General features: G+C 66.4%; 23 protein-coding genes. 12 read left to right on the top strand and 11 right to left on the bottom strand.

The features are described 5' to 3' along the window. Window positions 1-267 precede the first annotated feature (267 nt). The gene (locus tag FPP74_RS09630; protein ID WP_144718216.1) at window positions 268-1,215 is read right to left on the bottom strand and encodes a hypothetical protein; all 948 of its coding nucleotides are present in this window, start codon (window positions 1,213-1,215) and stop codon (window positions 268-270) included. A 66-nt stretch (window positions 1,216-1,281) separates the two neighbouring features. On the opposite strand from FPP74_RS09630, the gene FPP74_RS09635 reads away from it, so the two are divergent. The 3 genes from FPP74_RS09635 to FPP74_RS09640 all read left to right on the top strand — a co-directional run bounded on the left by FPP74_RS09635 (window position 1,282) and on the right by FPP74_RS09640 (window position 2,750). Continuing rightward, window positions 1,282-1,710, top strand: coding sequence for a hypothetical protein (locus FPP74_RS09635; protein ID WP_095535527.1), 429 nt, complete (start codon window positions 1,282-1,284; stop codon window positions 1,708-1,710). A 368-nt stretch (window positions 1,711-2,078) separates the two neighbouring features. Then, window positions 2,079-2,237 carry a hypothetical protein gene (locus FPP74_RS12280; RefSeq protein ID WP_186439428.1) on the top strand — a complete coding sequence of 53 codons (159 nt, stop codon included), beginning with the start codon at window positions 2,079-2,081 and terminating at the stop codon, window positions 2,235-2,237. A gap of 72 nt (window positions 2,238-2,309) precedes the next feature. After that, window positions 2,310-2,750, top strand: coding sequence for a hypothetical protein (locus FPP74_RS09640; RefSeq protein WP_144718218.1), 441 nt, complete (start codon window positions 2,310-2,312; stop codon window positions 2,748-2,750). A 77-nt stretch (window positions 2,751-2,827) separates the two neighbouring features. On the opposite strand, the gene gyrB is transcribed toward FPP74_RS09640, so the two are convergent. From gyrB to dnaA, 5 genes are all read right to left on the bottom strand, one after another. Then, a complete protein-coding gene (gene gyrB, locus FPP74_RS09645) occupies window positions 2,828-4,903 on the bottom strand; it encodes a DNA topoisomerase (ATP-hydrolyzing) subunit B (protein WP_095535529.1) in 2,076 nt (691 codons plus the stop codon). Window positions 4,904-5,072: 169 nt separating this feature from the next. Then, complete coding sequence (locus FPP74_RS12535; protein ID WP_369801138.1) at window positions 5,073-5,696, bottom strand: DciA family protein; 624 nt, start codon at window positions 5,694-5,696, stop codon at window positions 5,073-5,075. Then, window positions 5,677-6,861: a DNA replication/repair protein RecF gene (recF, locus tag FPP74_RS09655; protein ID WP_144718220.1), complete on the bottom strand. Its 1,185-nt coding sequence runs from the start codon at window positions 6,859-6,861 to the stop codon at window positions 5,677-5,679. The genes FPP74_RS12535 and recF overlap by 20 nt, the downstream gene beginning before the upstream one ends. A 67-nt stretch (window positions 6,862-6,928) precedes the next feature. After that, a complete protein-coding gene (gene dnaN / locus FPP74_RS09660) occupies window positions 6,929-8,128 on the bottom strand; it encodes a DNA polymerase III subunit beta (protein WP_095278663.1) in 1,200 nt (399 codons plus the stop codon). Window positions 8,129-8,724: 596 nt separating this feature from the next. Beyond that, window positions 8,725-10,335 carry a chromosomal replication initiator protein DnaA gene (dnaA, locus tag FPP74_RS09665; RefSeq protein WP_095548036.1) on the bottom strand — a complete coding sequence of 537 codons (1,611 nt, stop codon included), beginning with the start codon at window positions 10,333-10,335 and terminating at the stop codon, window positions 8,725-8,727. Window positions 10,336-11,277: 942 nt separating this feature from the next. On the opposite strand from dnaA, the gene rpmH reads away from it, so the two are divergent. The 9 genes from rpmH (at window position 11,278) to FPP74_RS09710 (ending at window position 18,369) form a co-directional block, all read left to right on the top strand. After that, a complete protein-coding gene (gene rpmH, locus FPP74_RS09670) occupies window positions 11,278-11,415 on the top strand; it encodes a 50S ribosomal protein L34 (protein ID WP_095278661.1) in 138 nt (45 codons plus the stop codon). Window positions 11,416-11,451: 36 nt separating this feature from the next. Next, a complete protein-coding gene (gene rnpA / locus FPP74_RS09675) occupies window positions 11,452-11,832 on the top strand; it encodes a ribonuclease P protein component (RefSeq protein WP_095535533.1) in 381 nt (126 codons plus the stop codon). Further along, entirely contained in the window at window positions 11,832-12,182 is a 351-nt protein-coding gene (gene yidD / locus FPP74_RS09680) for a membrane protein insertion efficiency factor YidD (protein ID WP_144718222.1), read from the top strand. The genes rnpA and yidD overlap by 1 nt, the downstream gene beginning before the upstream one ends. A 9-nt stretch (window positions 12,183-12,191) precedes the next feature. Continuing rightward, window positions 12,192-13,172 carry a membrane protein insertase YidC gene (yidC, locus tag FPP74_RS09685; protein ID WP_144718224.1) on the top strand — a complete coding sequence of 327 codons (981 nt, stop codon included), beginning with the start codon at window positions 12,192-12,194 and terminating at the stop codon, window positions 13,170-13,172. Between the two features lie 168 nt (window positions 13,173-13,340). Next, entirely contained in the window at window positions 13,341-13,961 is a 621-nt protein-coding gene (rsmG, locus tag FPP74_RS09690; RefSeq protein ID WP_233126991.1) for a 16S rRNA (guanine(527)-N(7))-methyltransferase RsmG, read from the top strand. Between the two features lie 12 nt (window positions 13,962-13,973). After that, the gene (locus FPP74_RS09695) at window positions 13,974-14,993 is read left to right on the top strand and encodes a ParA family protein (RefSeq protein ID WP_095537781.1); all 1,020 of its coding nucleotides are present in this window, start codon (window positions 13,974-13,976) and stop codon (window positions 14,991-14,993) included. Window positions 14,994-14,996: 3 nt separating this feature from the next. After that, on the top strand, window positions 14,997-16,205 hold the full coding sequence (locus FPP74_RS09700) for a ParB/RepB/Spo0J family partition protein (protein ID WP_144718228.1): 1,209 nt from the start codon (window positions 14,997-14,999) through the stop codon (window positions 16,203-16,205). Window positions 16,206-16,233: 28 nt separating this feature from the next. Further along, window positions 16,234-16,926 (top strand): hypothetical protein, encoded by a 693-nt coding sequence (locus tag FPP74_RS09705; protein ID WP_173783234.1) that lies wholly within the window; start codon window positions 16,234-16,236, stop codon window positions 16,924-16,926. Between the two features lie 108 nt (window positions 16,927-17,034). Continuing rightward, entirely contained in the window at window positions 17,035-18,369 is a 1,335-nt protein-coding gene (locus FPP74_RS09710; protein ID WP_095278655.1) for an RNA-binding domain-containing protein, read from the top strand. Window positions 18,370-18,431: 62 nt separating this feature from the next. Here FPP74_RS09710 and FPP74_RS09715 read toward each other — a convergent pair whose 3' ends face one another. The 5 genes from FPP74_RS09715 to FPP74_RS09735 form a co-directional block, all read right to left on the bottom strand. After that, window positions 18,432-19,613, bottom strand: a complete 1,182-nt coding sequence (locus tag FPP74_RS09715; RefSeq protein WP_144718230.1) for an N-acetylmuramoyl-L-alanine amidase — start codon at window positions 19,611-19,613, stop codon at window positions 18,432-18,434. Between the two features lie 102 nt (window positions 19,614-19,715). Continuing rightward, window positions 19,716-20,039: a thioredoxin gene (gene trxA, locus FPP74_RS09720; protein WP_095535540.1), complete on the bottom strand. Its 324-nt coding sequence runs from the start codon at window positions 20,037-20,039 to the stop codon at window positions 19,716-19,718. A 145-nt stretch (window positions 20,040-20,184) separates the two neighbouring features. Then, window positions 20,185-21,213, bottom strand: a complete 1,029-nt coding sequence (trxB, locus tag FPP74_RS09725; RefSeq protein WP_144718232.1) for a thioredoxin-disulfide reductase — start codon at window positions 21,211-21,213, stop codon at window positions 20,185-20,187. Between the two features lie 111 nt (window positions 21,214-21,324). Continuing rightward, window positions 21,325-21,879, bottom strand: coding sequence for an RNA polymerase sigma factor (locus FPP74_RS09730; protein ID WP_095535542.1), 555 nt, complete (start codon window positions 21,877-21,879; stop codon window positions 21,325-21,327). Window positions 21,880-22,003: 124 nt separating this feature from the next. Further along, entirely contained in the window at window positions 22,004-25,702 is a 3,699-nt protein-coding gene (locus FPP74_RS09735; protein ID WP_144718234.1) for a murein biosynthesis integral membrane protein MurJ, read from the bottom strand. Between the last annotated feature and the right edge of the window lie 5 nt (window positions 25,703-25,707).

The raw sequence follows: 25,707 nt of genomic DNA on the forward strand, positions 1-25,707 counted from the left end.
CCTGGTTGCTTGTGCTTCCGTCCCCGGTGCAAGGGTGCATGGGGTGCCTGTATGTGACACTGCTGGGCAGGCTTCGGAGGAGCTAGCCGAAGCGGTGCGGAGGATGCAGCCCTTAAGCACTGAGAATTCCGGCTTCGCGGAAGTGGCCGCGGAGGTGTATCGGCGGTGGGCGGGGTTGGCGCCGTGACATCGTCGACCACAGCAAACGCACAGGTGAGCCTTTCCCCAGGTCGTGGAGCGCTGTATTTGTTTCCTATGCGAAATTTGTCACAGGGTCCGGCGCAACACCTCCTCAACGCTCTCAGGCAGCCTGGCTAAAGTCCCCTCGGCGAAGCGCAGCACCTGCCACCCCTGCGCAACCAGCTCAATCTGGATCAGCGAATCTAAGGTACGTTGCTGCTTGTTCCAGTGGTGCGCGCCGTCGTACATCAGCCCAATCTTGGGTTCCATAAGGGCAAGGTCCAGGTCAGTGACCCGCTTACCCCACCTATTACGGATCACCACCTGCTCGGCCAAGGTCAGCCCATGCTTCTGCGCTACCGGCGTTGCTAGCAGGCGCATCTCGGTTTCCTTTGGCGAGTCTGCCAGCGCGCTCGACGCACCCAACACCTGGGACAGCCACCGCCTATCCAGCCTGCGGGAGGCACTGATGCGGATGGATTCGGGGGTGAGGTTGAGGAAGCGCCGTGTGGCGTCGATAAGCTGCACTGCACGTGTCAGCGCACTGGCGTCAAAGGTGTGCCAGGCCGACTCTCGGCGGCGGATACTTAGGAGCGCGTGGACCGCGGCAAGCGGAGGGGCTGCTACAGATATGGGCTGACCCGCACACATGACGGTCCAGGCCTCATGTTCGCGCAGCTTGAGCCGCCAGAGTGCCGGGGTGTATTGCGTCGCCGGCCGGTTCTTGCGGATTCCGGGGCCAACAAGCACAGTGTCGCAGGCATCCGCAAAAAAGGGCAGGCCGTAGAGCGCCAACGCGCCCATGCCGGTGACCGTGGTGCCAGGGTGCGACAGCGCGTGGGCCACGGCGCGGTCGGTGGCGGGCACAGAGTAAGCAATCCCGCGTGGGTGATGCCTTGCTGCGTGCGCTACCAAATTCGGCTCGCGCAGCATCGTCGCCGGCAGCGAAAACTCGCGGTTGATTGGCTCCCCTACCGCCCCGTGCACCATGTGCAATCCCGCCATCGTGTGCATCCCATTGTGTAGCTTCGCCATACCTATTAGACGCAGCGAGCGACGCGCCGGTTCCCCCACACCCGCGAACGGAATAGAGTGTTGTGCATGAGAAAACGCTCCCTTGCCGCGCTGACCGCGGCCGCTCTCGCCATCGCCGTCCCCGCGCCCGCGCACGCAGGTGTGTCCGAGCTGTCGTCGGGTTCCAGCACGTCAAGCTCGGGGAGCTCGAAAATTCCGGAGGGCAAGGTGCCCGCCGACGGCCCGCAGGTCCCCGAGCAGCCGCCGCTCGGCAGCGCCTACACCGGCTCGGCCCCGATCTCCCTGACCATCGCCGCCCTGGCCACTTTTGTATCGGTGCAGTTGCTTATCGACGCCATCCCGCCCCTCCGCCAGGCCGTCGACCAAATTGCCAACCAGGCGGGCCTGAGCCACGTCTACGGATCCTCCGAGGGCAACCGCATTTTCGACGTCCCTGCCTGGATCAAGGCCGCCGAGGACGCCGGGTACCCGCTGCCGCAGCTCCCCCAGCTGTAGCGTGGCCGCAACCGCCGTGCTAAATTTGGCACGGTTGTGGTTGCAGTGACTCATGTGACTTGTGGGAACCACGCCGCTACCCGGTACGCTGCCCTTTCCCGCGGCATATCGACCAAGAGGTACGCAAGCGTTTTCCTGCGACTTCACCCAGCCCGAGCGCTGTGGCGGAAGAGCCACAACACGCCGTTGACAGGGTGGCCCCGGGATTCCGGGGCCACCCTGTTCTCTTGGTACACCTTCGGTGCAGCTGTGCGTATTGCTGCGTGCTGAAAATATAATGGTTATGTGCTGCGCGCAACTTCTTTGTTTGGCTTATACTCGGTTTTGACATTTCAACCGTCTACTACTCCCAAGTAAGGAAGTCTCTCATGATTACCTCTATCGTTGCTACCGTCGCGAGTCTTGCATCCTCCGCCGCCTTCATCTGGTCCATCCTGGAGGTCTTCACCGTTTCCCAGCAACACCCGGGCATGCCGATCCCGGAGGCAGCCCGCATCGCTGCTGCGAAGTACGGCATCCACTTCTAAGCTGCACGAATCATCGCCACGCCCGCCCACTGTGGCGGGCTTTTTGTAATCGCGGAAAGTACACTGTTTCCCATGTCTGATTTGCAGAAGCTGCTGGAAGAAACCACCCGTCCCGCCGTGACGAAGGACCTCGCCGATCTGACGGAAACCACCGTGTCCAACCAGTCCGGCCTGACGGGCATGGCGCTGAAGTCGGCGCTCGCCGCGGGTAAGAAAGCGGACGCCAACGCGGTGTCCAAGGGCATCAATAAGGTGCTGCCAATGCTGGTCGAGCGCGTCGAGCCCTACTGGGCCAACTACCAGGGCGAGGGCAGCGCAAACGGGTTCGGCGGCTACCTCGCCGCGCACCAGGACGAGGTCGTGGATGACATTGTCAAGACTGCCGACGCCTCCGTGGACTCTCTGCCGGGCGCGGTGAAGAAGGTCTACACGTCGTTGCGCAGCAAGGCGTCGAAGATCGTCGCGCCGGCGCTGCCGGGTCTCGGCGAGATCATCGAGCGCCACGCGAAGTAACACGCCACCACCACACCACTACACAGCAAAGCGGCCGGTAACCACGTTGGCTACCGGCCGCTGAAGCCCGAAGTTGCCTACACGTCCAGGAAGCGGACGTCCTTCGCCTTGCGGGTGATGAAGCTGCGGCGGGCGGCGACGTCGTCGCCCATGAGGATGCTGAACAGCTCGTCGGCGCGCTGCGCGTCCTCCAGGTCCACGCGGCGGAGGATGCGCGTCTCCGGGTCGAGCGTGGTTTCCCACAGCTCCTTGGCGTTCATCTCGCCGAGGCCCTTGTAGCGCTGGATGCCGTCGTCCGTATTGATCTTGCGGTTGGCCTCGAGGCCCTCGGCGAGCTGGCGGTCGCGGTCGGCGTCGGTAAACGCGTATCCGGGCGCGCCCTTTGCCCACTTCAGCTTGTACAGCGGCGGGTTCGCCAGGAAGACGTGACCGTTCTGCACGAGGTCCGGCATGAAGCGGAACAGCAGGGTGAGCAGCAGCGTCGCGATGTGCTGGCCGTCCACGTCCGCATCGGCCATGAGCACGATCTTGTGGTAGCGCAGCTTATTGATGTCAAACTCGTCGTGGATACCGGTGCCCAGCGCCGTGATGATGGCCTGGACCTCGGCGTTCTTGAGCACGCGGTCCATGCGCGCCTTCTCCACGTTAAGGATCTTGCCGCGCAGCGGCAGGATCGCCTGGTGCATGGAGTCGCGGCCGCCCTTGGCGGAGCCGCCTGCGGAGTCGCCCTCCACGATGAACAGCTCGGATTTCACCGGGTCCTTCGATCGGCAATCCGCCAGCTTGCCGGGCAGGCCGCCCAGGTCGGACGCGGACTTGCGGCGCACCAGGTCGCGGGCCTTGCGGGCCGCCTGGCGGGCGTGCGAGGACGACACGGCCTTATTAATAATCGCCTTCGCCTCGGCCGGGTTGGCGTCGAACCAGTCCGACAGGTTCTCATTCACCGCGCGCTGCACGAAGCCTTTGATCTCGGTGTTGCCCAGCTTCGTCTTGGTCTGGCCCTCAAACTGGGGGTCGCCCACGCGGACGGAGATGACGGCGGAGATACCTTCGCGGCAGTCGTCGCCGGTCAGGTTCGGCTCCTTATCCTTGAGCAGCTTGTGCTCGCGCGCGTAGCGGTTCATCAAGCTGGTCAGCGCGGCGCGGAAGCCCTCCTCGTGGGTGCCGCCTTCGTGCGTATTAATCGTGTTGGCAAAGGTGTGGACGGATTGCTTGTAGGAGTTGTTCCACTGCAGCGCCACCTCGGCCTCGTGGTCGTCGCCCTTCTGGTCAAAGCCGATCACCGTCGGGTGGATCGTGGTCTTGCCCTTGTTCAGGTACTCCACGTAGTCAATCAGGCCGTTCGGGTAGTGGAAGGTGACCTTCTTCTCGCGCTTCTTCTTCACGTTCGGCGCGACGGCCTCGCCGGCCTCGCCTTCTTCGGCGTCGGACTCGACCACGGTTTCGTCATCAAACGAGTCCTCTTCCACCAGCGCGGCGGTTTCGCCCTCCTCGGCGATGGCCTCGAGTTCGAGCTCCTCGTCGGAGACGCGCTCGTCCTTGAGCGTGATGGTCAGGCCCTTGTTCAGGAAGGCCATCTCCTGCAGGCGGCGGGAGATTGTGTCGTAATCAAACTCGACCGTCTCGAAGATTTCCGCGTCCGGCCAGAAGCGGATCGCGGTGCCGGTGCCGCGGGCGTTGCCGCCCTCCTCCAGCTCGTCCGGGATGGCGTTGCTAAAGCGCTGGTACCAGTGCTTGCCGTCGCGCTTAATGTCCGCCTCCACGCGGGTGGACAGCGCGTTGACCACGGAAATGCCCACGCCGTGGAGGCCGCCGGAGACGGCGTAGGACTCGGAGTCGAACTTGCCGCCGGCGTGCAGCTGGGTCATGACGACCTGGACGGTCGGGGCGCCGGACGGGTGCATCTCCACTGGGATACCGCGGCCGTTATCAACGACCTCGACACCGCCGTCCTTCAACAGGGTCACATCGACGCGGTCGGCGTAGCCCGCCATTGCCTCGTCGACCGAGTTGTCCACGACCTCCCACACCAGGTGGTGCAGGCCGCGCGTGCCGGTGGAACCGATGTACATGCCGGGGCGCTTGCGGACAGCCTCGAGGCCTTCGAGGATGGTAATTGATGACGCGTCGTAATGAGGTTGTTGCTCAGCCACTGCTTGGACTCTCCTCTATATGCGTGAGTGGGCAATATGTGCCTAAAGCCTGTTTAACCCGCTCTATCTTACACGTAGTGGGGACCATTTACGGCACCAGGTGAAGCAGCGACAGGGCGTTTCACGGGCGGATTTTGGGGTGGGCGGTGGCGTCGCTAAGCAAAAGCCCCTATCCGTACGTATCGCGCGGGCCGCGGCCCTTGACGTGCAGCGGGCCGTAGCGCCAGCTCTTGGTTTTGGGGCCGAAGATGTGCAGCTTGGTGATCACGTCGGGGCCGAGCTTCTCCGAGATCGCGCGCAGAATCGTGGACTGCATGTACTTGAGGTTGGAGGCCCAGGCCGTTGAGTCGCAAGTAATGTGGACCTCCCCATTTTTGATCATCTCCACCTTTGTGTGCTGCGCAATTTTCGCGCCGACCAGGCCCTCCCAATTGCCCATCACCCAGCCGTACGCTATGTTTTCGGTCCAATCGCGCTGCCGAACCTCTTTGCCGAGCAGAGCGCTAAACGACGCCACCTCATACCCTCGCGGCAACGCCCGCCCATCCTTGCCCGTGGGCCGGCCGCGGCGCACCCACGGCCTGCGGGCCTGCTCCTCAAAGTGGAGTCCGGGCACGGCCACCTCCTCGCCCTCCCCGGGCGCGCCCGTCATCCCCGCCGTGAGCGCGCGCTTGCCCACGCTGCGGCGCGGCGTCACGTTCGCGCCCTGTTTCCGCAGGTTAGGCAGGCGTCGCCCGCTGCGGCGCACCGTCTCGCGCAGCTGGTTGAAGGTGTCACTGACCAGATCGCTCAATGTGCGACTCCCCCTCCTCCATCGTCACCGCGTAGCGCGCGGAGACCGCGTCGTCCAAGTTGCCGGGCAGATCATCGCCCACCGCCGCCGTAATGAGCACCTGCTCCGCGTCCTCCGCGACCCGCACGAGCCGCTGCCGACGCTTCGCGTCCAACTCCGCGAACACATCGTCCAAGATGAGGACGGGGTCCGCGCCGTCCGCCGCGAGCAGCCGGTACTCCGCCAGGTGCAGCGCGAGCGCGTACGACCAGGTCTCGCCGTGCGAGGCGTACCCCCTCGCCGGTTGCTCGCCCAGGCTGAGGACCAGGTCGTCGCGGTGCGGGCCCACCAGCGTGGTCCCGCGGTCCAGCTCCTCGCTGCGGCGGCGGCCCAGCTCGCTGAGCATCGCGGCCTCCAAGATCGCGGGGTCCTCCGAGGGGCCATCATTGAGCGTCCGGACCGCCGCGTCCAGGGTGGAGCTGTACCTGATGTGCGCCGGCCGCGACTCCGGAGCCACCGAGTGGTAGGACTCCGTGACGTGCGGCGCGAGCTCACCCACCAGGCGCATCCGCCCCGCCGTGAGCTGCGCGCCTAACGACGCCAACTGCCCATCCCACACGTCAAGCGTGCTCAGCGCGCTCGCGCCCTGCGGGTCCTCGTAGCCGCGGCGCAGCACCATGTTGGACCGCTTGAGCAGGGCGTTGCGTTGGCGCAGCACCTTGTCATAGTCCGCCTTCACCCCACCCAGGCGGCGCACCCGGAGCGCGGCGAGCGCATCGAGGAAGCGCCGGCGCTCTGCGGGCTCGCCGTTGACCAGGCGCAGGTCCTCCGGGGAAAACATCACCGTGCGCAGGACGCCGGCGAGCTCGCGCGGCGACTTGAGCCTGGTGCGGTTGATCTGCGCCTGGTTGGCGCCCGAGGCCTTGAGCAGCAGGTGCGTTGTGAGCGCCCGGCCCTCGTTGACCGTGGTGGCGGAGATACGCGCGTTGCTCGCGCCGCCGCGGACCAGCGGGCCGTCCGTGCTCACGCGGTGGCTGGACAGGACGGAGGTGTAGTAGACGGCCTCGACGATGTTGGTCTTGCCGTGCCCGTTGCGTCCGGCGAACACGGTGACCCCGCGCTCCAGCTCCAGGTGGAGCGAGGGCCACGAGCGGAAATCGCGCAGGTCAAGTTCGCTAACGTACAACGTTTCTTCTCTGAGTCAGCATGGTCGGCTTAGGGGGCGCGTTGGGGGCCGGACGAGTAGGCGTCGATTAGCCCGGCAGGCGCACTGGCATCAGCAGGTAGGTGAAGTGGGTCTCCGGGGTGGGGAACGTGCCGTCCTCGTTGGCCTCGGGCAGGTCCTCCGGCTCCGGGATCATGATGGCCGGGCGCGAGGCCTCGGTGAAGCCGAAGACGACGCGGTCAGTGCCGATGACGGACAGGCCGTCGCGCAGGTACCCGGCGTTGAAGGCGATGAGCAGCTCGTCCGCGCCGGTGAACGCGGCCGGCAGGGACTCGCTCGCCTCGCCCGAGTCGACGCCGGAGGCGAACAGGCTCACCTCGCCCTCGCGGAAGTGCAGGCGGATCTGCGCGTTGCGGTCGGCCACGAGGGAGACGCGGCGGATGGACTCGAGCAGCGGGGCGACCTCGACCGTGGCCATGGAGGTGTGCGCCTTGGGCAGCAGCGGCTCCACATTGGGGAAGTCCGCGTCGAGCATGCGGGTGGTGGTTTCGCGGTTGCCCACGTGCATGCCAAACAGGCCCTCGGCGCCAACGTTGTCCTGCGCGCCGACCGCGATCTCCACCGGGTCCTCCAGCTGGGTGTCCAGCGTGCGGGCATTGTCCAGGAGGGTCTTGGCCGGGACCAGGAGCTTCGCCTCCACGTCCGGGCTCTGCGGCTCCCACTCCAGGCTGCGGATGGCAAGGCGGAAGCGGTCCGTTGCGGTCAGGCGCATCTTTGCGCCGCGGATCTCCACGTGGATACCGGTGAGCATGGGCAGCGTGTCGTCGCGGCCGGCGGCGGAGGCGACCTGGGAGACCGCGCGGGTCAGCGACGCCGGGGCGATCGTGCCGGTGGTCTCCGGCAGGCTGGGCACCTGCGGGTAATCATCCAGCGGCATCAGCGGAAGCTCGAAGCGGGCCTTGCCGCCCACCAGCTTCATGGTGTTGTTGTCCGTGGTGACCTCAACCGGTTGGTGGGGCATGTTGGCCACGATGTCCGAGAGCAGCTTGCCGGCCACCGCGACCCTGCCCGGCTGGTCAACCTCGGCGCCGAGTCGGACGCGGGTGGACACCTCGTAGTCAAAGCCGGCGAGCTCCAGGCCCTCATCGTCCGCGGTGATCACAATTGCGCGCAGGATCGGCTGCGTGCTCTTGGTGGGCAAGGCGCGAGCCACCCACGCCACGGCGTCAGAGAGGTCATCTTTGTGGACGCGGAATGACAGGGTGTTCTCACCGATGCTCTCGACCATAACGGCGTAAGGCTCCCTTGCTTGTAGTCGTGATGTTGAAACCGTTGCGCGGCTACCCGCGGTAACCAGGATCTGTAATTACGTTCTCACTCTAGGCGGGGCGCCGGGGCTTCGCCATATCGCCCCGGGGCGAAAGCAGGTTTTGTAATTCCAAGAATCGGGCTGTCCGAGCGGACGGCGGGCGGGTCATGCACAACCTCTCTTTCTGTAGAAGGAATTACAAGTAAAAGAGTTGGTAACTGCAGTAGGTGCTGTGCAATCTGTGGAATCCATGGGTTTCGCCGTGGTGGTGGGGCGAAACAAGGGTGTGATTCGGGGTGTGGAGTTCTTGTGGATATCTCCGTGCGGTTGTGGATAACTTTTCGGCCCCGATTTTGTTCCACAGCAGGTCGGACGTTGTCCACTGGGCTTTCACAAGATTTGCACGGTTATCCACAGAGCGGATCTGGGGGCCTGGTTCGCGCGCCGTGTGAGCAAGATCGCCAAATCACAACGGCGTAATTACACAGGTGTGGAGAAGTCTGTGGAGAGTGGTAAGAGAGTGACTTCTGGGGTTTTTGTGATCTTGTGGGGCGGAATAGCGCCGGCCCCACGGCCTAGCCCATGCGCGCCTTGTTCTTGATCATCTGCGTGAGCTCCTGGATCTCGTCGTAGGTGCCACGCTTCTCCGTCATTTCCTTGCGGATCTTCCGGTCCGCGTACATGACGGTGGTGTGGTCCTTGCCGCCAAACTCGTCGCCGATCTTGGGCAGCGAGAGCTCGGTGAGCTCGCGGCAGAGGTACATGGCGATCTGGCGCGCGTGCGCCACCTGCCGGGCCTTTCCGGCACCGGTGAGCTGCTCCAACGAGAGTTTGAAGTACTCCGCGGCCGCCTGCTTGATGGCGTCCGCGGTGATGTTCACGTCGGCCTCGTCCGGCAGGATGTCGCGCAGCGCGTGGTGCGCGGCCTGCAGGTCAACCGGCTTGTTGGACAGCGACGAGTACGCGGACACGCGGATGAGCGCGCCCTCCAGCTCGCGGATGGAGGACTGAAACTGCGACGCGATCAACTCGAGGACGGAGTGCTCGACCTCGGTGCCGTCGGCAGCCGCCTTCTTCATCAGGATGGCGATGCGGGTCTCCAGGTCCGGCGGCTGGACGTCGGTAATCAGCCCTCCCTCGAAGCGGGTGCGCAGGCGGTCCTCCAGGGTGGTGAGCTGCTTCGGCGGGCGGTCCGAGGACAGGATGATCTGCTTATTCGCCTGGTGCAGCGCGTTGAAGGTGTGGAAGAACTCTTCCTGCGTACCTTCTTTACCCTGCAGGAACTGGATGTCATCCACCATGAGGATGTCCAGGTTGCGGTAGCGGCGCTTGAACGATTCCTGCCGGTCATCGCGCACGGAGTTGATGTAGTCGTTGGTGAACTCCTCCGAGGACACGTACTTGATCCGCAGCCCCGGCTGCAGCACCTGCGCGTAATTCCCCGCCGCGTGCAGCAGGTGCGTCTTGCCCAGGCCGGATCCGCCCCAGATGAACAAGGGGTTGTAGGCGCGGGCCGGTGCCTCAGCGACCGCGAGCGCCGCGCCCGCCGCGAAGCGGTTTGACGAGCCCGTGACGAAGTTTTCAAACGTGTACTTCGGGTTCAAGTTCGCCGCCCGGTCCGGGTCGTGCGCCGGCTCCTCGCGCGGGATGCGCCGCGGCACGGTCGGGTGGCCCTGCCGCTGCTTTTGCTGCTGCGCGTGCATCTGCGCAAGCTCGTCCAGCCCCATCGGGATCTGCTCGCCCGGCCCCGCATCCTGCGCAAATTCCTCGGGCACGGAGGGTGCGAAATCGCGCTGCGGGGGCATGCTTGTCGACGCCACCGGCCCCGGCACTTCCGGCTCAGTAGGTTGTGAGGGCTGCGGCGCGGCGGGCGGCTCAGCGGCAGGAGGCGGCGTGCTCTCCGCCGCCGGTGCGACGGACACCGCGAGGATGCACGGCCCGCCGAGCTGGGCGGCGAGCAGGTTGGTGATGTGCGGTGCCAGCGAATCCTCAATCACCGTCTTCGCCGCGTGGTGGGGGACGGAAAGGACCGCGTAGCCGTTGACCAGCATGACCGGGGTGACCAGCTGCAGGTAGGAGCGCTCTTTGAAATTGAGCTGCGGGACCGAAGAGTCGGGTCGCTCTGAGAGCTGCAGCAGCTGGGTGACGGTGTCACGCCAGAGCGATTCGATCTGTTGCTCGGCCACGGTTACTCCTGTTCTTTCCTCGACATGGGGCTATGGGGTTCTTGGGGTCTGTATTGGTACTGCGGGGCGCAGGAGGAATGCGCGGCGTGGCTTATGTAACATTGTGAAATTACAAAACCCACCGCGGAATCCACCGAATCCGGCGGTGCCTCCACAGGCTGGCGTGGGCCGGGATGGGCCCTCACCTGTTGTTCCACAACTTTATCCACAGGTGTGAATAGCGACACCGTGGGGTTCTATCCACAGGTGTGTGCGCAAACTGTGGATAACATTTCTCAACCTTAAAGTTGCGGTTGAGCTGGGACAATCGCGGGTCTCCCGGAAAAGTCTCAACCAATACTTCACAGTTATCCACAGGCTTGTGCACTGAATGCTTGTGAAATTGTGGTGATAAGACATTGTTACCCGCTGTCACCTCAGCGTGTCTAACGGTGGCGAGGAGGAGAACCTGTGGAATTCGAAAACGGATCGAACGCGTGTCAGCGACCCGCTCCCCTCCCCGCCCGTTGAGCCCCACGTTGCCGGGCCGATTGGGCCGACTACCTGCGAAAAAACACAGTTATGTAATTTCGGGTGCCCCCGTTCTTCCCCATGAATCCTGTCGGAGTGTCGATTTGTCGCCCGGAGGAAAAATCACGTACCCTAGTGGAGTCTGTCGCGCTAGTCGCACTGGCCGTTGCCCCGCGCAACGCCTTGCACTCGCGCGCTTGAGAGCACTACCCGCGCCGAGAACCGGGCCCCCGCAAGGGCGAGTCAGCGCAGGTAGCGCATGCGGCCTTCACCCAGTACGCGGTGAAGCGCGATCTCAACAACATTTTTCTACCGGAGGCGGCCACTGCCCCGGGAGGACGGGAGCACTGCTCACGGATGCTCTGCACAGAACATCCGTGCCGCGTAGTGCCCCCGACCGCTGGTCGCCGTGACGCATACAAGGAGTCCACCGTGTCCAAGCGGACTTACCAGCCCAACAACCGTCGTCGCTCGCGCAAGCACGGCTTCCGCGCCCGCATGCGTACCCGCGCCGGCCGCGCCATCGTTTCCGCGCGCCGCAAGAAGGGCCGCGCAAAGCTGACCGCGTAGTCGCGCCGTAGCTGCACCAATTCAGGGTTCACCACCGTGCTGCCGCGCCCGCTGAAGCTTGCGTCATCCAGCGACTTCCGTCGCACGATGCGCAAGGGGACGCGGGGCGGCTCCCGCACACTGGTGGTGCACCTGAGAGCCCGAACCGACACCGCCGTGCGCGGCGGACCTCGGTTCGGGCTCGTGGTGTCTAAACAGGTGGGGAACGCTGTGACCAGGCACGCGGTGTCCCGCAAACTCCGGGCCGTCGCGCGCACGCAGGCGGAGGCGCTGCCGCGCGAATTCGACGTGGTTATCCGAGCGCTTCCTGTGTCGGCCACGGCGTCGAGCGCCGAGCTGGCCGGAGACCTCGAGCGCGCGGTCCGCAAGGCGCGCGCCAAAATCGCCAAACCACCACAAGAGCGGACAACCCGCTGATGGCGTACTACAACTTCGCCGGCGGCCGGATCCCCAGGCCTCCCGGGCCGGCGGCGGCCGCGCTGGTGAAGCTGGTGCGCCTCTACCAAAAGTACGTGTCACCCCTTAAGCTGGGTGGGACCTGCCGATTTTTGCCCGTTTGCAGTGCGTACGCACTCGAGGCGGTCGCGCGACACGGTGCCGTGAAAGGCACCGCGGTCGCGGCCGCCCGCGTGTGTAAGTGCGGGCCGTGGCACCCAGGTGGCTACGACCCTGTGCCGGGGAGTATTCCGGCGGGGGCGGGGGCGTCGACAAGCGCCCAAAGCTCCAGCGTGCAGGCAACGGACATACGACAAACCGATGAGGAGTAACTGCCAAAAGTGCTGAACTTCATTTATTGGCCGATTTCATGGGTGCTGTGGGCGTACCACAAACTCTTCGGCGCAATTCTCTCGCCAGATTCAGGCATGGCCTGGGCGCTGTCCATCATCATGCTGACGGTGACCATCCGTGCGCTGCTGATCAAGCCGATGGTCAACCAGATGCGCTCCATGCGCCGCATGCAGGAGATGCAGCCGCGGATGCAGGAAATCCGCGCGAAGTACAAGAACGACCAGCAGAAGATGGCCGAGGAGACCCAGAAGCTGTACAAGGAGATGGGCACCAACCCGCTCGCCTCCTGCCTGGTCCCGCTCGTGCAGATGCCGGTGTTCATCGGCCTGTTCCACGTGCTGCGCTCGTTCAACCGCACCGGCAACGGCCCGGGTGCGCTCGGCCTGTCGGTTGAAGAGAACCGCAACATTGCCAACTACGCCTTCTCGCCCGAGGATGTCCGCTCGTTCCTGGACGCCAACATCTTCGGCGTCCCGCTGTCGGCGTACATGTCCATGCCAGAAGACGCGTTCGCCGCGTTTACCGGTGTGGAGGACCTCACCCGGACCAAGATCATCGCGGTCTGCCTGCCGATGGTCATCCTGTCCGCGCTGTTCACCCACCTGAACGCGCGTATGTCCATCCAGCGCCAGCAGGCCCGTCGTGCCGCCGGCAAGGTGAATACGCCGCAGGGTGAGAACGCGCAGATGATGGACCAGCAGATGCAGATGATGAACAAGATGATGCTCTGGTTCATGCCGGCCATGATCCTGTTCACCGGCTTTGTCTGGCACGTCGGCCTCCTGTTCTACTCGCTGTCCAACAACATCTGGACCTTCTTCCAAACCCGCGTCGTGTACGCGAAGATGGACAAGGAAGAGGAAGAGGAAGAGGCCGCCAAGCGCGCGGCTAAGCGCGCCTCCGCCCCGGCCGTCGGCGCCCGCAAGGTGGACAAGCGCACCAAGAAGCAGCGCAAGCAGGGCAAGTAAGGGTTGCTCGCTCGAACCCGTCGCCAGTTGGCGGCGGGTTTTTCGTGCCCGATTCCAGGCGTCCAACTGGGTTGGCGGAGGTGGGTGCGCACAATTGCCCCAATGTTGGGCGCGTTTACTAGAGTCGGAGTGCAAACAACTCCCCTTTGTGTAAAGGAGCGCACAGCCGTGTCGGAACAGACCCCCGCTATCGCACGCACCGTCTTCGGTGACCGCCTGGGGCTCGCGGAGCAGTACCGCGAGTCGCTGGCCACCGTGGCCGCGCAGCGTGGCTTCATCGGGCCGAAGGAGGTGGACCGGCTCTGGGGCCGCCACATCCTCAACTGCGCCGTCGCCGCCGAGGCGTTCGCGGAGGGCGCCCGCATCGCGGACATCGGCTCGGGCGCGGGCCTGCCGGGCATCCCGCTGGCCATCGCGCGGCCGGACCTGGACGTGACGCTCATCGAGCCGCTGCTGAAGCGCTCCACCTATCTCGGCGAGGTGACCGAGCAGCTGGGGCTGGACAACGTTACGGTGATCCGGGGCCGCGCCGAGGAGCAGCAGCGCGGCCAGTTCGACGCCGTCACCTCGCGGGCGGTGGCGCCGCTGGGCAAGCTCGCCGGATGGTCCTTGCCGTTGGCCAAGCACGGGGGCGTCATGGTGGCGATGAAGGGGGCGTCGGTAAGCGAGGAGCTCGAGCGAGACGCCGCGGAGATCCGGAAGGCGGGCGGCGGAGAAGCCACCATCTCCCAGGTCGGCGAGGGCCTGCTGGAGCAGCCGACCACCCTGATTACAATCGTGCGAAAGTAAGGGGGAGCGAATATGGACGAGCAGAATTTCGACGACACCCCGATCATGGCCGCGGCGCACCGGGCCACCCAGATGACGTCTGGGCGAGCGAAGCTGCCTAAGCCGGAGCAGCCGCGAGTGCTCACCATTGCCAACCAGAAGGGCGGCGTGGGCAAGACGACGACGGCGGTGAACATGGCGGCGTCGCTGAGCAAGCAGGGCCTGAAGGTGCTGGTGATCGACCTGGACCCGCAGGGTAACGCGTCAACGGCACTCGGCGCCGAGCACACCTCCGGGACCGTGTCCAGCTACGAGGTGCTCATCGGCGAGGCCGAGGCCGCCGACGCCGTGCAGGCGCACGCGGAGAACCCCAACATCTTCTGCATCCCCGCCACCATCGACCTGGCGGGCGCCGAGATCGAGCTGGTCTCCATGGTGCGGCGCGAGTACCGGCTTCACGACGCTATCCGGCGCGGGTTCCTCGACGAGCACGGCTTTGACTACGTGTTCATCGACTGCCCGCCGTCCCTCGGCCTGCTCACCATCAACGCAATGACCGCGGTTGACGAGGTGCTTATCCCCATCCAGTGCGAGTACTACGCGCTCGAGGGCGTGGGCCAGCTGCTGGGCAACATCGGCATGATCCGCGAGCACCTGAACCACAACCTGCACATCTCCGCGATCTTGCTCACCATGTACGACGCGCGCACGCGCCTGGCCGCCGACGTGGCCGCCGAGGTGCGCGACCAGTTCGGCCAGGTGGTGCTGAACAACGTCATCCCGCGCTCGGTCAAGGTGTCCGAGGCCCCCGGCTACGGGCAGACCGTGATTGATTACGATCCCGGCTCCCGCGGGGCGCTCGCGTACTTCGACGCGGCGCGCGAGCTGGCCAACCGCGGCGACTACCAGCCGCACGAGACGACCGGGCCGATCGGTGTGAGCCCCGAGGTGTTCGCGGAGCTGGATAGCGACGGGGACGCGGGGGAAGATCCTGAAGGTTCAGCAGGTACTGAGGGCACTGTAGGCACTGTAGGCACTGAGGGCGAGGAGTAGCACATGGCACAGCAACGCAAAGGCGGACTCGGGCGAGGCCTGGCCGCACTGATCCCGTCCGCGCCGTCGACGACGGATACGACCGGGAAGACGGGCGCGATTGGTAACGGCGCCTCCGACATCATCTTCGGCGACGGCAAGGCCGCGCAGCGCGCGCAGGCGCCGAAGCCCGGCGAGGAGACCAACAAAGGCAGCACCGGAGCGGGCCCCGACGCCGGCGCCGACGACGCTGTGAACTCAGGCAACCCAGGCAATTCGGGCAAGAAGAACAAGAAGGACAAGCAGCGCAAGAAGGTCAAGGGCGCCCCCACCGTGGGCGGCTCGCCTCGCGGGCCGATCGCCGGCGCCCCGACCGTCTCCGCCGCGAAGGACAACGTCATGCAGCCGGTGCCCGTGGGCGCCCGCTACCAGGAAGTGCCGCTGGGGCAGATCATCCCCAACCCGAAGCAGCCCCGCCAGGTCTTCGATGAGGACGAGCTGGCCGAGCTGGTGCACTCCATCCGCGAGTTCGGCCTGCTGCAGCCGATCGTCGTCCGCGACACCCAGGACGGCTTCGAGCTGATCATGGGCGAGCGCCGCTGGCGCGCGGCCTCCAAGGCTGGTCTCAAGCACATCCCGGCGATCGTGCGCGAGACCTCCGACGAGGACATGCTCCGCGACGCCCTCCTGGAGAACATCCACCGCGTCCAGCTCAACCCGCTGGAAGAGGCCGCCGCCTACGAGCAGCTGCTCAAGGAGTTCGGCGTTACCCAGGAGCAGCTGGCGGACAAGCTGGGCCGCTCCCGCCCGGTGATCACCAACGCCATCCGCCTGCTGCGCCTCCCGGTGGACGTGCAGCGCCGCGTCGCCGCGAACGTCCTGTCCGCGGGCCACGCCCGCGCCCTCCTGGGCGTGAAGCTGGACAGCGACGAGCAGACCTCCACCGCGCAGAACGAGCTGGCCAACCGCATCGTCGCCGAGGGACTGAGCGTGCGCGCCACCGAGGAGGCCGTCACGCTGTTGAACAACAACGGCGCCCTGCCCGAGAAGAAGAAACGCGAGCCCCAGCCGCAGCCGGAGTTCCTCACCAACGCCGCGAACTCCCTCGCAGACGCCTGGGACACCAAGGTCTCCGTGACCATGGGTAAGCGCAAGGGCAAGATCGTCGTCGAGTTCGGCGACAAGGACGATTTTGACCGCATCATGGGCCTGATCCAGGGCGAGCAGGACTGATCGGACCGGCGGAACGTCAGGGGGACGGGTGCCAACGCAACCACGCGCGCAGCTCGTGCCGGTGCACGCCGGCACACTCGCCCGCATCCACCGGCGCGCCGCCGACACCGTCTTCTGGGAGCTCGACCCGCCGAGGTCATCCCCGCGCCACGCCGACACCGAGTTCACCGTCCAGCGCTCTGAGCTGGACAAAGAGGCCTGGCTCATCGCGCGCTGCTACGAGCAGTACCCCATCGGCCACTCCATCGCGGAGGTGAGCGCCGACGAGGGCGCGCTGGCCACCATCCTCTTCTGCCCGCCGGAATACGCCCCGGGCGCCTCCCGCTTCCCCACCGCACCCATTAGCCAAGACGCATGGGTCATCACGAGCCTGCACATCGACGCCCGAGCCCAGCGCCGCGGTTACGAATCGGTACTCCTCGACGCCACCATCGCCGCCGCCACGAGCGCGGGCGCACAGGCCCTCGAGGTCTTCGGCCTCCACGAGCCCTCCGCGCGGGGCACAACGCTTGACGACGCCACCGCGCAGGCCCACAGCCCCATCGCCCGCCACGCCGCCGCAATCGGTCTGACAGAGGTCCCCATCCTCGAGTCCGCCGGCTTCCGCATCGTAGACGATCACCCGCTGCTGCCCCGCCTCCGGCTCTCGCTTCCGCCTGTATTCGACCTCATGGCGGACCAAGAAATCGCCGACCTGCTAGCAGAAGCGCCGGCCGTCTGATTCCATCACCTCACCGATTCCGCCCACCAGTGTGCCCACATTCCATCATTCAATCAGACGGTGCCGGACGAATCGAACTGGCGAATACCAATGATGTAAGCTATCGGCATGCGCGCTGAGGAAATGGCTGATCAAATCGCCCTGGGACAGGGAATGACCAGGGCGTTTGCGCGTCGTAAATCTGCCGCTTTCATCAACGAGCGCCGCGTGATTGAAACGATGGCGTCCATGGCCAACGCCGAGGGCGGCACCCTTTTCATCGGCGTGGATTCGGACGGTTCAATCAGTGGCTGCTATCCCTTCCACGGTGATCGAACCGACCCCGCGCAGCTGGCCATGGCGGTGCGCCGCTACACCAACCCGCCGCTGGAGGTTGACGTAAGCGCCGCGCGGATAGGCGGCACCGAGGTGATTGCGGTGCGGACCGACGCGCACCCGAGCCCCGTCGCAACCGCGTGGGGCACCTACCGCACGCGGCGCCTCAACGAGCGGGGCGTGGCAGAGGCGGTCGGCATGGACCCGACATATCTGTTCACGCGTTACCGCGATGCAAACGGGGTCGACTGGGCGCTCTCCCCCGCCCGCGGTGCCGCCCCGGACGACATCGACCCGGAGGCGATTGCGAGCTTCCGCGAACTGGCGGCGAGCCATGGTGGCGACGCGCTTGCCGCGCAGCGCTCCGACGAAGCGCTCGTCCGCGCGCTCGGGTTCCGCACCGATGCGGAGCACCCGCTGACGCTCGGTGCCATCGCGCTCTTCGGCCGCACGGAGGCGATCCGTACGCACCTGCCGTACCACCAATTGGTGTTCTCGGACCGGCGGGTCTCGCACCGGACGTCGCGAAGCGTGGCCCCCTTGGCCACGATGCTCAGCGCGCTCACCGAGCACCGCGCCGCGCTCGGCCCCGCGTTTCCGCTGGTGATCAACGCGCTCGTCCATCGCGACTACTCGCTGCCCGCGCCCGTCTACGTGGCGCTGGAGGAAGACTTCACCAGCATCTCAAGCCCCGGCGGCCTGCCGCGCGGAGTGGACGCGGCGGCGCTCGCGGAGGGTCGGCCCGTCTACGCGCCGCGCTCCCTTCACCTGAGCACCGCGGTCTCGCTCACCGGGCTCACGCGCGGCGCCGGAACAGGGTACCCGGAGGTCGCGCGGACGCTATCCGCCGCAGAGCTGGACCCGGTCAGCTTCGCGGGCACCCACGGGCAGGGCGTGACGGTGACGGTGACGCAGCACTCGAGCGCCCCGCTCGCGGTGAAGGGCAATGACGCGATGGCGCTGGGCGCGGTGCAGAGCGCGGGCCGCGCGGGCATGGCCAGCGGCGACGTCGCCGCCATCACCGGCTTGAGCCAGCAGCAGGCGTACCGCGCGTTGCGCAAGCTTGTCGACGCCTCACTGATCCGCAAGATCGGCTCGACCCGGACCACCAGGTACTACGCAAAGTAGCCCAGGCGCGGAACCCCGAAACCTTCCCCGTAATTTCCCCCGCTATTTCCCCCAGCAGGAACCTACGCGCGCTCCTCGCGCAGCAGGTCCTGGAACGAGTAGCTGCCGGTCGGCTGGTTGTCGGATTCCAGCAGGTAGAGGCGCTTGACGGCCACGACGATGGATTCCGCGATCGCGTCACGCTGCGCGGGATCGATGAGCACGGCCAGGTCGCCCGGGTTGCTCAGGTAGCCGGCCACCACTTCCACCGACGGCATGCGCGTCATGCGCAGCATTTCCCAGGTGCGGGCGTGGTTGTGGCAGTTCCGCAGGTTGGTGCGGGCGGCGATCTCGCGCTGGATGTAGCCGGAGAGCGTCTCGCCCGTCATGGAGGAGCTGCCGATCTCGGACCCGAAGTAGAAGGTGGCCACGCCGTTGGCCTTCTCGTTCGGGTAGTGGTCTAGCTGCAGTGAGATCACCAGGTCGGCCTTGAACCCGTTGGCCAGGTCGGCGCGCGCTTTTGCCGACGGGTTGTCGCCGCGGGTGCGGGAGATGATGGTCTCCACGCCCGCAGCGATCATGCGGCCCTCGACGCGCTGCGCCAGGTCCCACACGATCTCTTCTTCGGTGATGGGGCCGTACGGGCCCTGGACGGTCACGCCAGTGTCGGCGCCGCCGAGGGCGGGGTCAATGACCACGCGCTTGCCGGTCAGGTGCGGGCCGGCCTGGCGGACGTGCTCGCGCTCGCGGATGGCGTTGGCGGAGCCGCCGGTGATGCGCCGGCCCAGCAGGCTGAGCGCGTGGAGGGTGTCGGGGCCGCAGAGCCCGTCGTCCTCGAGGCCGGAGTTGAGCTGGTAAGTCATCACCGCTTCGTGGGTGCGGCGGCCGAAGCGGCCGTCGATGCGGTGCGCGTAAAAGCCCAGCTCGTGGAGTTGGGTCTGCAGTTGCGCGACGTCATCGCCGACGAGCTCCTGGCTCGGCTGGTAGCTCAGGACGCGGTTGCCCAGCTTGTACGACGCCTGGCGGAGCTCGCGGAGCGTGAGGTCATCGATGTCGCCGGTGGGCATGATGCCGCGCGACTGCTGGAAGGCTTTGATGGTGTCGGCCAGCGTGGCGTCGAAAAGCATCTCTTCCTGCGAAAACTGGCGGGAGTTCCACTCATCGATGGAGCCCTCGTAGCCGCTGAGCAACCCTAAACGCGCGAGTGTTGAGCGAACCTCAGCAACCCGGGCACTGGAGTCGCCGACGCGGAGAGTTGCACGCACTGGGAGCCTTTCTGACGAAGCGGTTGACACGTATACCTATTACATCCTACGTGGGTGAGGCGGCCGCACGCGAAGCAGCACGTCGGCACGCCGCGGACCCAGCTAGAGCAGCGGCTCGATGCGGGAAAGGATCTCCTGTTTGGGCCGGTAGTTGGTAAACTCGTCGACCTTTTCGCCGTCCTTGTACAGCAAGACGGTGGGGATGCTGAACACCTGGAACATGGCGGTCAGGGTGCGCTCGGTGTCCGCGTCGATCTTGACCACCTTGAGCTTGCCGTCGTACTCGGCGGCGATCTCGTCCAGCACCGGGGCGAGCCGCTGGCAGGGCTGGCACCACTCGGCAGAAAAGTCCACGAGGACGGGCAGCTCCGACTCGATGACCTCGGACTTAAAGGTGTCCTGGGTGACGTCCACTGGTGCGCTCACGGTGCAACTCCTTCACGTGTTCTCGGTTCCGGCTCCCCTAGTCTAGTCGCGCCCGCAAAATCCCCGGCTCGCGCGCCCGCCCAGCGAAGTAACAGAACCATTACAGCTTGCTGGGCCTCGCTTCACGACGCCCACGCGCCACGGCCTACAGCGTATTGAGGTAGTGCTGCGCGTCGATCGCGGCACGGCAGCCGGAGCCGGCGGCGGTGATGGCCTGGCGGTAGATGTGGTCGACCACGTCGCCCGCGGCGAAGACGCCCGGGACGCTGGTTTTGGTCGTCGGGTCCTCCACCTGGATGTAGCCGCCCTCGTCAGTAGCGACCTGTCCCTCCAGGAAGGCGGAGCGGGGGTCGTGGCCGATTGCCACGAAGAGCGCGGTGGCGTCCAGGACGGACTCCTCGCCGGTCTGGGTGTTGCGGACCTTCAGGCCGCTGACCTTGCCGTCCGCCTCCTGCACCTCGTCGACAACGGTGTTGGTGATGAACTCGATCTTCTCGTTGTCGCGGGCGCGGTCCAGCATGATCTGGGAGGCGCGGAAGTTCTCCGAGCGGTGGATGATGGACACCTTGGAGCCGAATGTGGTGAGGAAGGTGGCCTCCTCCATCGCGGAGTCGCCGCCGCCAACCACGGCGATGTGGTGGTCCTTAAAGAAGAAGCCGTCGCAGGTCGCGCAGGTGGACACGCCGCGGCCGGTGAGCTCCTCCTCGCCCGGGATGCCCAGGTGGCGCGGTGCGGCGCCGGTAGCGAGGATGATTGCGCGGGCCTTGAACTCCTCGCCGTCGACGTAGACCTTCTTCACGTCGCCGGAGAAGTCGACGCGCTCGACCAGCTCGGGGCGCAGCTCCGCGCCGAACTTCTCGGCCTGGGCGCGCATGCTGGACATGAGCTCGGGGCCCATGATGCCGTCCTCAAAACCGGGGAAGTTTTCGACCTCGGTGGTGTTCATGAGCTCGCCGCCGAACTCGTAGCCCTCAAACACCAGCGGGGACAGCTCCGCGCGGGCCGCGTAGAGGGCGGCGGTGTAGCCGGACGGGCCGGAGCCGACGATGATCACGTCGTGCACCTTCTCATCGCCGCTGCCCTTCGCCGGTGCGGCCTCCGTCTCGCCCTTCTTCTCGGCGGGCGTATCGCCCAGCACGTTCATAGAAAGCAGGTTGAAATCTGGCTTTGTCATGCGTCCTCCGCCTCATCATCGCGATTGTGGTTGTAGCCGTAATCTCGCAACAGTCTACTGCCCCACTCAACGCGCCACGCCCGCGGGAGATTCCCGCAGTTCAGCGCTACGTTAGCCACGCGCCAGGAGTTGGTCCGCCACTGCAGAGCGGGCGCGGGAGCGGCGGGACTTCACCGTCCCGGGCTTGACGCCCAGTTCCTTGGCGGCGTGTTCGACGGAGAGCCCGTGGACGTCGATAAGCAAGAGGGCCCCTCGCTGCGCGCGAGGCAGCGCGGCGACAGCGTTGCGCACGGTCATGTAGGAATCGAGCGCGCGCAACGGGTCGTGGGCGAGGCTGGCGTTGCGGTCCCGGTCGACGGCCTCCTCGTTGTCAATACTCACCTCGAAGTCCTTGCGCGACGTGCGGCGAAGGTGGTCGATGGCGGCGTTGACCGTCATACGGTGCAGCCACGTCCCCAGCTTGGATTCGCCGCGGTAGCGGTGCAGGTTGCGGTAGGCCTTCAACAGCGCCTCCTGCACGATGTCCTGCGCGTCCTGGTCATTGTGCGTGTGCGTGCGCGCCACGCGGTAGAGCTGCGGGCCGTGCTTGCGCACAATATCCGTAAACGCAGCCGGGTCGCCGGTTGCGTGCGCGCGGACGAGCTCGCGGTCAGTCCGATATGACATGTTTCCCCCAAAATTCCCCCGAATGATGTGTTCCCGCGCACAATTATGCCCGATCCGCCCCCGTTGCGGGGAGGGACCGGGCAATAATATTCAGCGCTTGAGCTTAACGCTTATCGACGCCACGTCACCGCAGCTCAGTGTAGCCAATCACCGAAACCTCTTTGACCTCCACACTGTTCGACTTCTCAAACGCCGGCAGCTGGAGGATGACGCCGCGCAGCTTCACGTCGTCGGTGACGTCGACGCTGTTCTGCCCCGGGTGGAACTTGCCCTCCGCGAGCTTGGGCAGCGACTGCACGTCCAGCGCGCCCTCCTGCTCTGCGGGAAAGTCCGCGGGCACGCCGTAGATCTCGTAGGGGCCGCCGTCGGAGGTGGTGTCAATGAGCATCTGCTCCACGTTGACGGCGCCGGCGGACTCCGGCGGGGCGAGCTTGACGCCTTCACCGCGGGTGACGGTGGCGCTGGTCGCGCGGTCGCCGTCGACCACCGGCGAGAGGTCGGTGCCTTGCGCTGCGTCCTGCGCCGCGCCGATCGCCGTGGCCTCGAGCGGCCCGATGATCACGGGCAGCCCTGCGGACTCTGTGGCCTCCTGCGCTTCCCGCTCCAGGTTTTCCGCGCCCTGCTCCACCGAGTTTTGCGTGACCGGAGAGTTGATGTCGTTGCCGGAGAACAGTCCGACCAGCGAGGTGGTGAGGATCGCGATGAGGACCACGGTGCCGACCGCGATGGCCGTCAGCAGCGTGACCGTGATCGTGCCGTAGCGGCGCGAACCAAAGCCGCCGGGGACCTCGTCCGGGTCGTGGGTGGTCTCTGCGATCGGCTCGACAAGCTCGTCCTCGGTGGCAGTCTCTTCGGACGCCTCGTTGGCGGACGCCGCGGCGGTGGCGACGACGGTCGAGCCGCCCCGGTTGGCGGAGGTAGGCTCCTCTCCCGGCGCCGGCAGGTTCGCCTCGCGGCGCAGCGCGTCCTCGAGGTCGTGGAAGTCGCTGTTTTCGATCGCGTCGGCGTCGACAAGCGCCCTGGTGCGCTGCGTGATGCCGTCGAGCGCGTCGGAGTTGACGTTGGTGGTGAGGAGCTGGAGCGCGGACGCGAAGGCCTCGGCGTCGGCGGGGCCGGACGCATCCGGCAGGACGGCGGGGAACGCGAGGCGGACGTGGCCGTCGGTGTCCACGCGCAGCCGCTGGCGGTTGTCCAGGCCGAGCGGGATGCCCTGCTCGTGGGCGGTGGCCAGCGCCCCGGCGAGCGGCGCCAGCGCGTTGGCCACGGCCTCGGTGTGCAGTGTCTGGCCGCTCTCCGCGACCGCCTTCACCGAGGAGCCCTCGATCCAGTCCGCCACGATGAGGGCGCCGGAGCGGTAGGACAGGATCTCAATGTTGTCGGCGATCGCGGGGTGGCCCAGGCGCGCGAGCTTGCGGGTGCGGCGGGCAACGCCGGCGGCCTGCAGGGCGGCCTCGCGCGGGGTGACCGGCGCCATCGGTGCGGCGCCGGTGGTGTCCACGAAGGTGAGCGCCACGGGTGCGCCGGTGGACAGTTCGCGCGCCTGCCAGAAGCGGGCGCCGGTGGTGGCGCCGTGGTCGCGGATGAGGCGGAAGCGGCCGTCGGACACGTTCGCGCCCGGGACGAGGCGCGGGCCGCGGACCACGCCGGCGGACATCGGCGGCGGGACCGGGCTGGCGTTGAAGGTGTCGGCAACGAGGAACTGGGTGGACACGTCGCGCGGGTCCACCTCGCCGACCTCGATGGCGGCGGTGTCGTCCGGCCGGATGAAGCGGCCCAGGCCCGGGATGCGGGTGAGCGCGCGGCCCAGGTTTTGCACCTCGGGCAGCTTCGAGCGCGAGAGCACCAGGCCGGTGACGATGAGGAAGAGGATGCCCAGGATAGCCACCTCGATGAGGAAGCCCAGCGAGGGCAGGCCGATCAGCGAGCCCAGCGCGCGCGCGACGTTGATGCCGGCGACGTCGCGGACCAGCCAGCGGATGAGGAACGTGACGGCGATGCCGATCAGGCCTGCGCCGGCGGCCCACAGCGAGGTGCGCATGACCGTCGCGGCCTCGAGCGTGCCGAGCTTGCGGCGCAGCAGGAACGCGCCGATGAGCGCGCCGGCGATGAAGCCGAAGCCGTTGGCCGCGCCGAGCAGCACCACGACTGACTGGGTGGAGTCCGCCACCATGGGCGCGAGGTAGCTCAGCACGATCTTCGTGGCGGTAATGCCGGCGATGATCATGGTGGGCGTCCACGCTTCCTCGCGCGCGTAGAACACGCGCAGGTGCAGCATGACGAGCGCGTACGGGATGAGCGTGAACGCGGAGAAGCTAATCGTCAGGCCGAGGGTGCGGGCGGTGTCGCCGTCGAAGTTGCCGTAGGCGAATAGGGCGTGGCCGATGTCCGGGCCCAGCGCCGTCATGAAGACGATGATGGGGATCAGCGCGATGAAGGTTAGCTTGGTGCCCAGGGTGAGGTCGCGCACGACGGCCTTGTCGTCGCCGTCGGCGGCGTTGCGCGACAGGCGCGGCATGATCGCGGTGAGCAGCGTGACGCCGATGATGCCGTACGGCACCTGCAGCAGCATCCAGTGCTGCTGGTAGATGATCGGCGCGGCCTCGCTCGCGGTCGAGGCGATGCGCGTGGTCACGATGTAGCCCGCCTGGCTGATCGCCACGTACGTGATGATGGCCAGCGCCATGCCGCCGAACTGCTTGAGGCGATCGTCGATGCCCCACAGCGGCCGCAGGTCAATCCGCAGCTTCCGCAGCGCGGGCATCATGATGAGGCACTGCACCACCACGCCGAGCGTCGTGCCCAGGCCCAGCAGCGCGACGTGCGGATTGCTTATCGACGCCGGCGCCGCCGGATTCAAACTCCCCGGCAGCAACATATAGAGCAGGAGCACCGCGATGGAGACCACGTTGTTTGCCACCGGCGCCCACGCACCGGGCCGGAAGTGCTCCTTCGTGTTCAGGATCGCCATGAACAGTGAGAAGAGCCCGTAGAAGAAGATCTGCGGCAGCACCAGGAAGGCGAACGAGGTCGCCTGGACCACGTTGACCTTGCCCTCGTCATCCAGGAAGAGCCGCGTCAGCAGTGGCGCGCACGCGACTGCGAGCACGGTGACCACCGTCATGAGTGTGACGGTGAGGGTGAACAGCTGTCGGATGAAGCGGGCGCCGTGGTCCTCGTCTTCCTTCTCGGCGCGCACCAGCACTGGCACCACCAGGGCTGTGAGGACGGAGCCCAGTACGATCTCGGTGATGATGTTGGGCAGGGTGTTGGCCGTGTTGAAGGCGGAGGCGACCGCGGGGCCGAGCGCCGCGCCGATGAGCACGGTGCGGATGAAGCCGGTGACGCGGGAGATGAGGGTGGCCACCGCCATGGAGCCGGTGGCGCGCACGACCGAGGTGTTGCTCGTGCCCTCCTCGCCGTCGCCGGTGTCCGCGGCGCTGGTGCCGCTGTCCTTGTCGGTTTTGGTTGGGGCCTCGAGCGTTGCGGTCGCCGCTGCGGCGCCCGCCCCGGCCCCCGCTGCCCCGGCGGGTGCGTCCAGGTCCTCGTCGTCGATGTCGACGACGTGGAACGTGTCCGTGGAGGCTGCGTCCTTGCTCTCTTTGCTGTCTTTGGCGTTGCCTCCGGGCGCCGCGGACTGCGCGGCGTCGGACTCGCTGCTTTCGCCCTTGGGGCTGGTGGTCAGCATCGATTTGTCGGGCTGGTTCGGGTCCTCTTCCGGGCCCTGAACCTTGGCCGGTGGTTGCGGCACCGGGGCGGGCGGCGCCGGGGTGACGATGCGCCGGCGTAAGCCAGCGGTGCGCTCGGCGTCATCCTGCTGTGTCACGGATG

The sequence above is a fragment of the Corynebacterium sp. NML180780 genome, assembly GCF_007786415.1.
GTDB classification, from domain to species: Bacteria; Actinomycetota; Actinomycetes; order Mycobacteriales; family Mycobacteriaceae; genus Corynebacterium; species Corynebacterium gottingense.

Bases quoted from the DNA above. Each gene is read 5' to 3' on its own strand.
- FPP74_RS12280 (WP_186439428.1), top strand. From the start codon at position 2,079: ATGATTACCTCTATCGTTGCTACCGTCGCGAGTCTTGCATCCTCCGCC.
- FPP74_RS09695 (WP_095537781.1), top strand. From the start codon at position 13,974: ATGGACGAGCAGAATTTCGACGACACCCCGATCATGGCCGCGGCGCAC.
- FPP74_RS09710 (WP_095278655.1), top strand. From the start codon at position 17,035: ATGCGCGCTGAGGAAATGGCTGATCAAATCGCCCTGGGACAGGGAATG.
- FPP74_RS09635 (WP_095535527.1), top strand. From the start codon at position 1,282: ATGAGAAAACGCTCCCTTGCCGCGCTGACCGCGGCCGCTCTCGCCATC.
- FPP74_RS09700 (WP_144718228.1), top strand. From the start codon at position 14,997: ATGGCACAGCAACGCAAAGGCGGACTCGGGCGAGGCCTGGCCGCACTG.
- FPP74_RS09630 (WP_144718216.1), bottom strand. From the start codon at position 1,215: ATGGCGAAGCTACACAATGGGATGCACACGATGGCGGGATTGCACATG.
- trxB (WP_144718232.1), bottom strand. From the start codon at position 21,213: ATGACAAAGCCAGATTTCAACCTGCTTTCTATGAACGTGCTGGGCGAT.
- FPP74_RS09730 (WP_095535542.1), bottom strand. From the start codon at position 21,879: ATGTCATATCGGACTGACCGCGAGCTCGTCCGCGCGCACGCAACCGGC.
- FPP74_RS09640 (WP_144718218.1), top strand. From the start codon at position 2,310: ATGTCTGATTTGCAGAAGCTGCTGGAAGAAACCACCCGTCCCGCCGTG.
- yidD (WP_144718222.1), top strand. From the start codon at position 11,832: ATGGCGTACTACAACTTCGCCGGCGGCCGGATCCCCAGGCCTCCCGGG.
- dnaN (WP_095278663.1), bottom strand. From the start codon at position 8,128: ATGGTCGAGAGCATCGGTGAGAACACCCTGTCATTCCGCGTCCACAAA.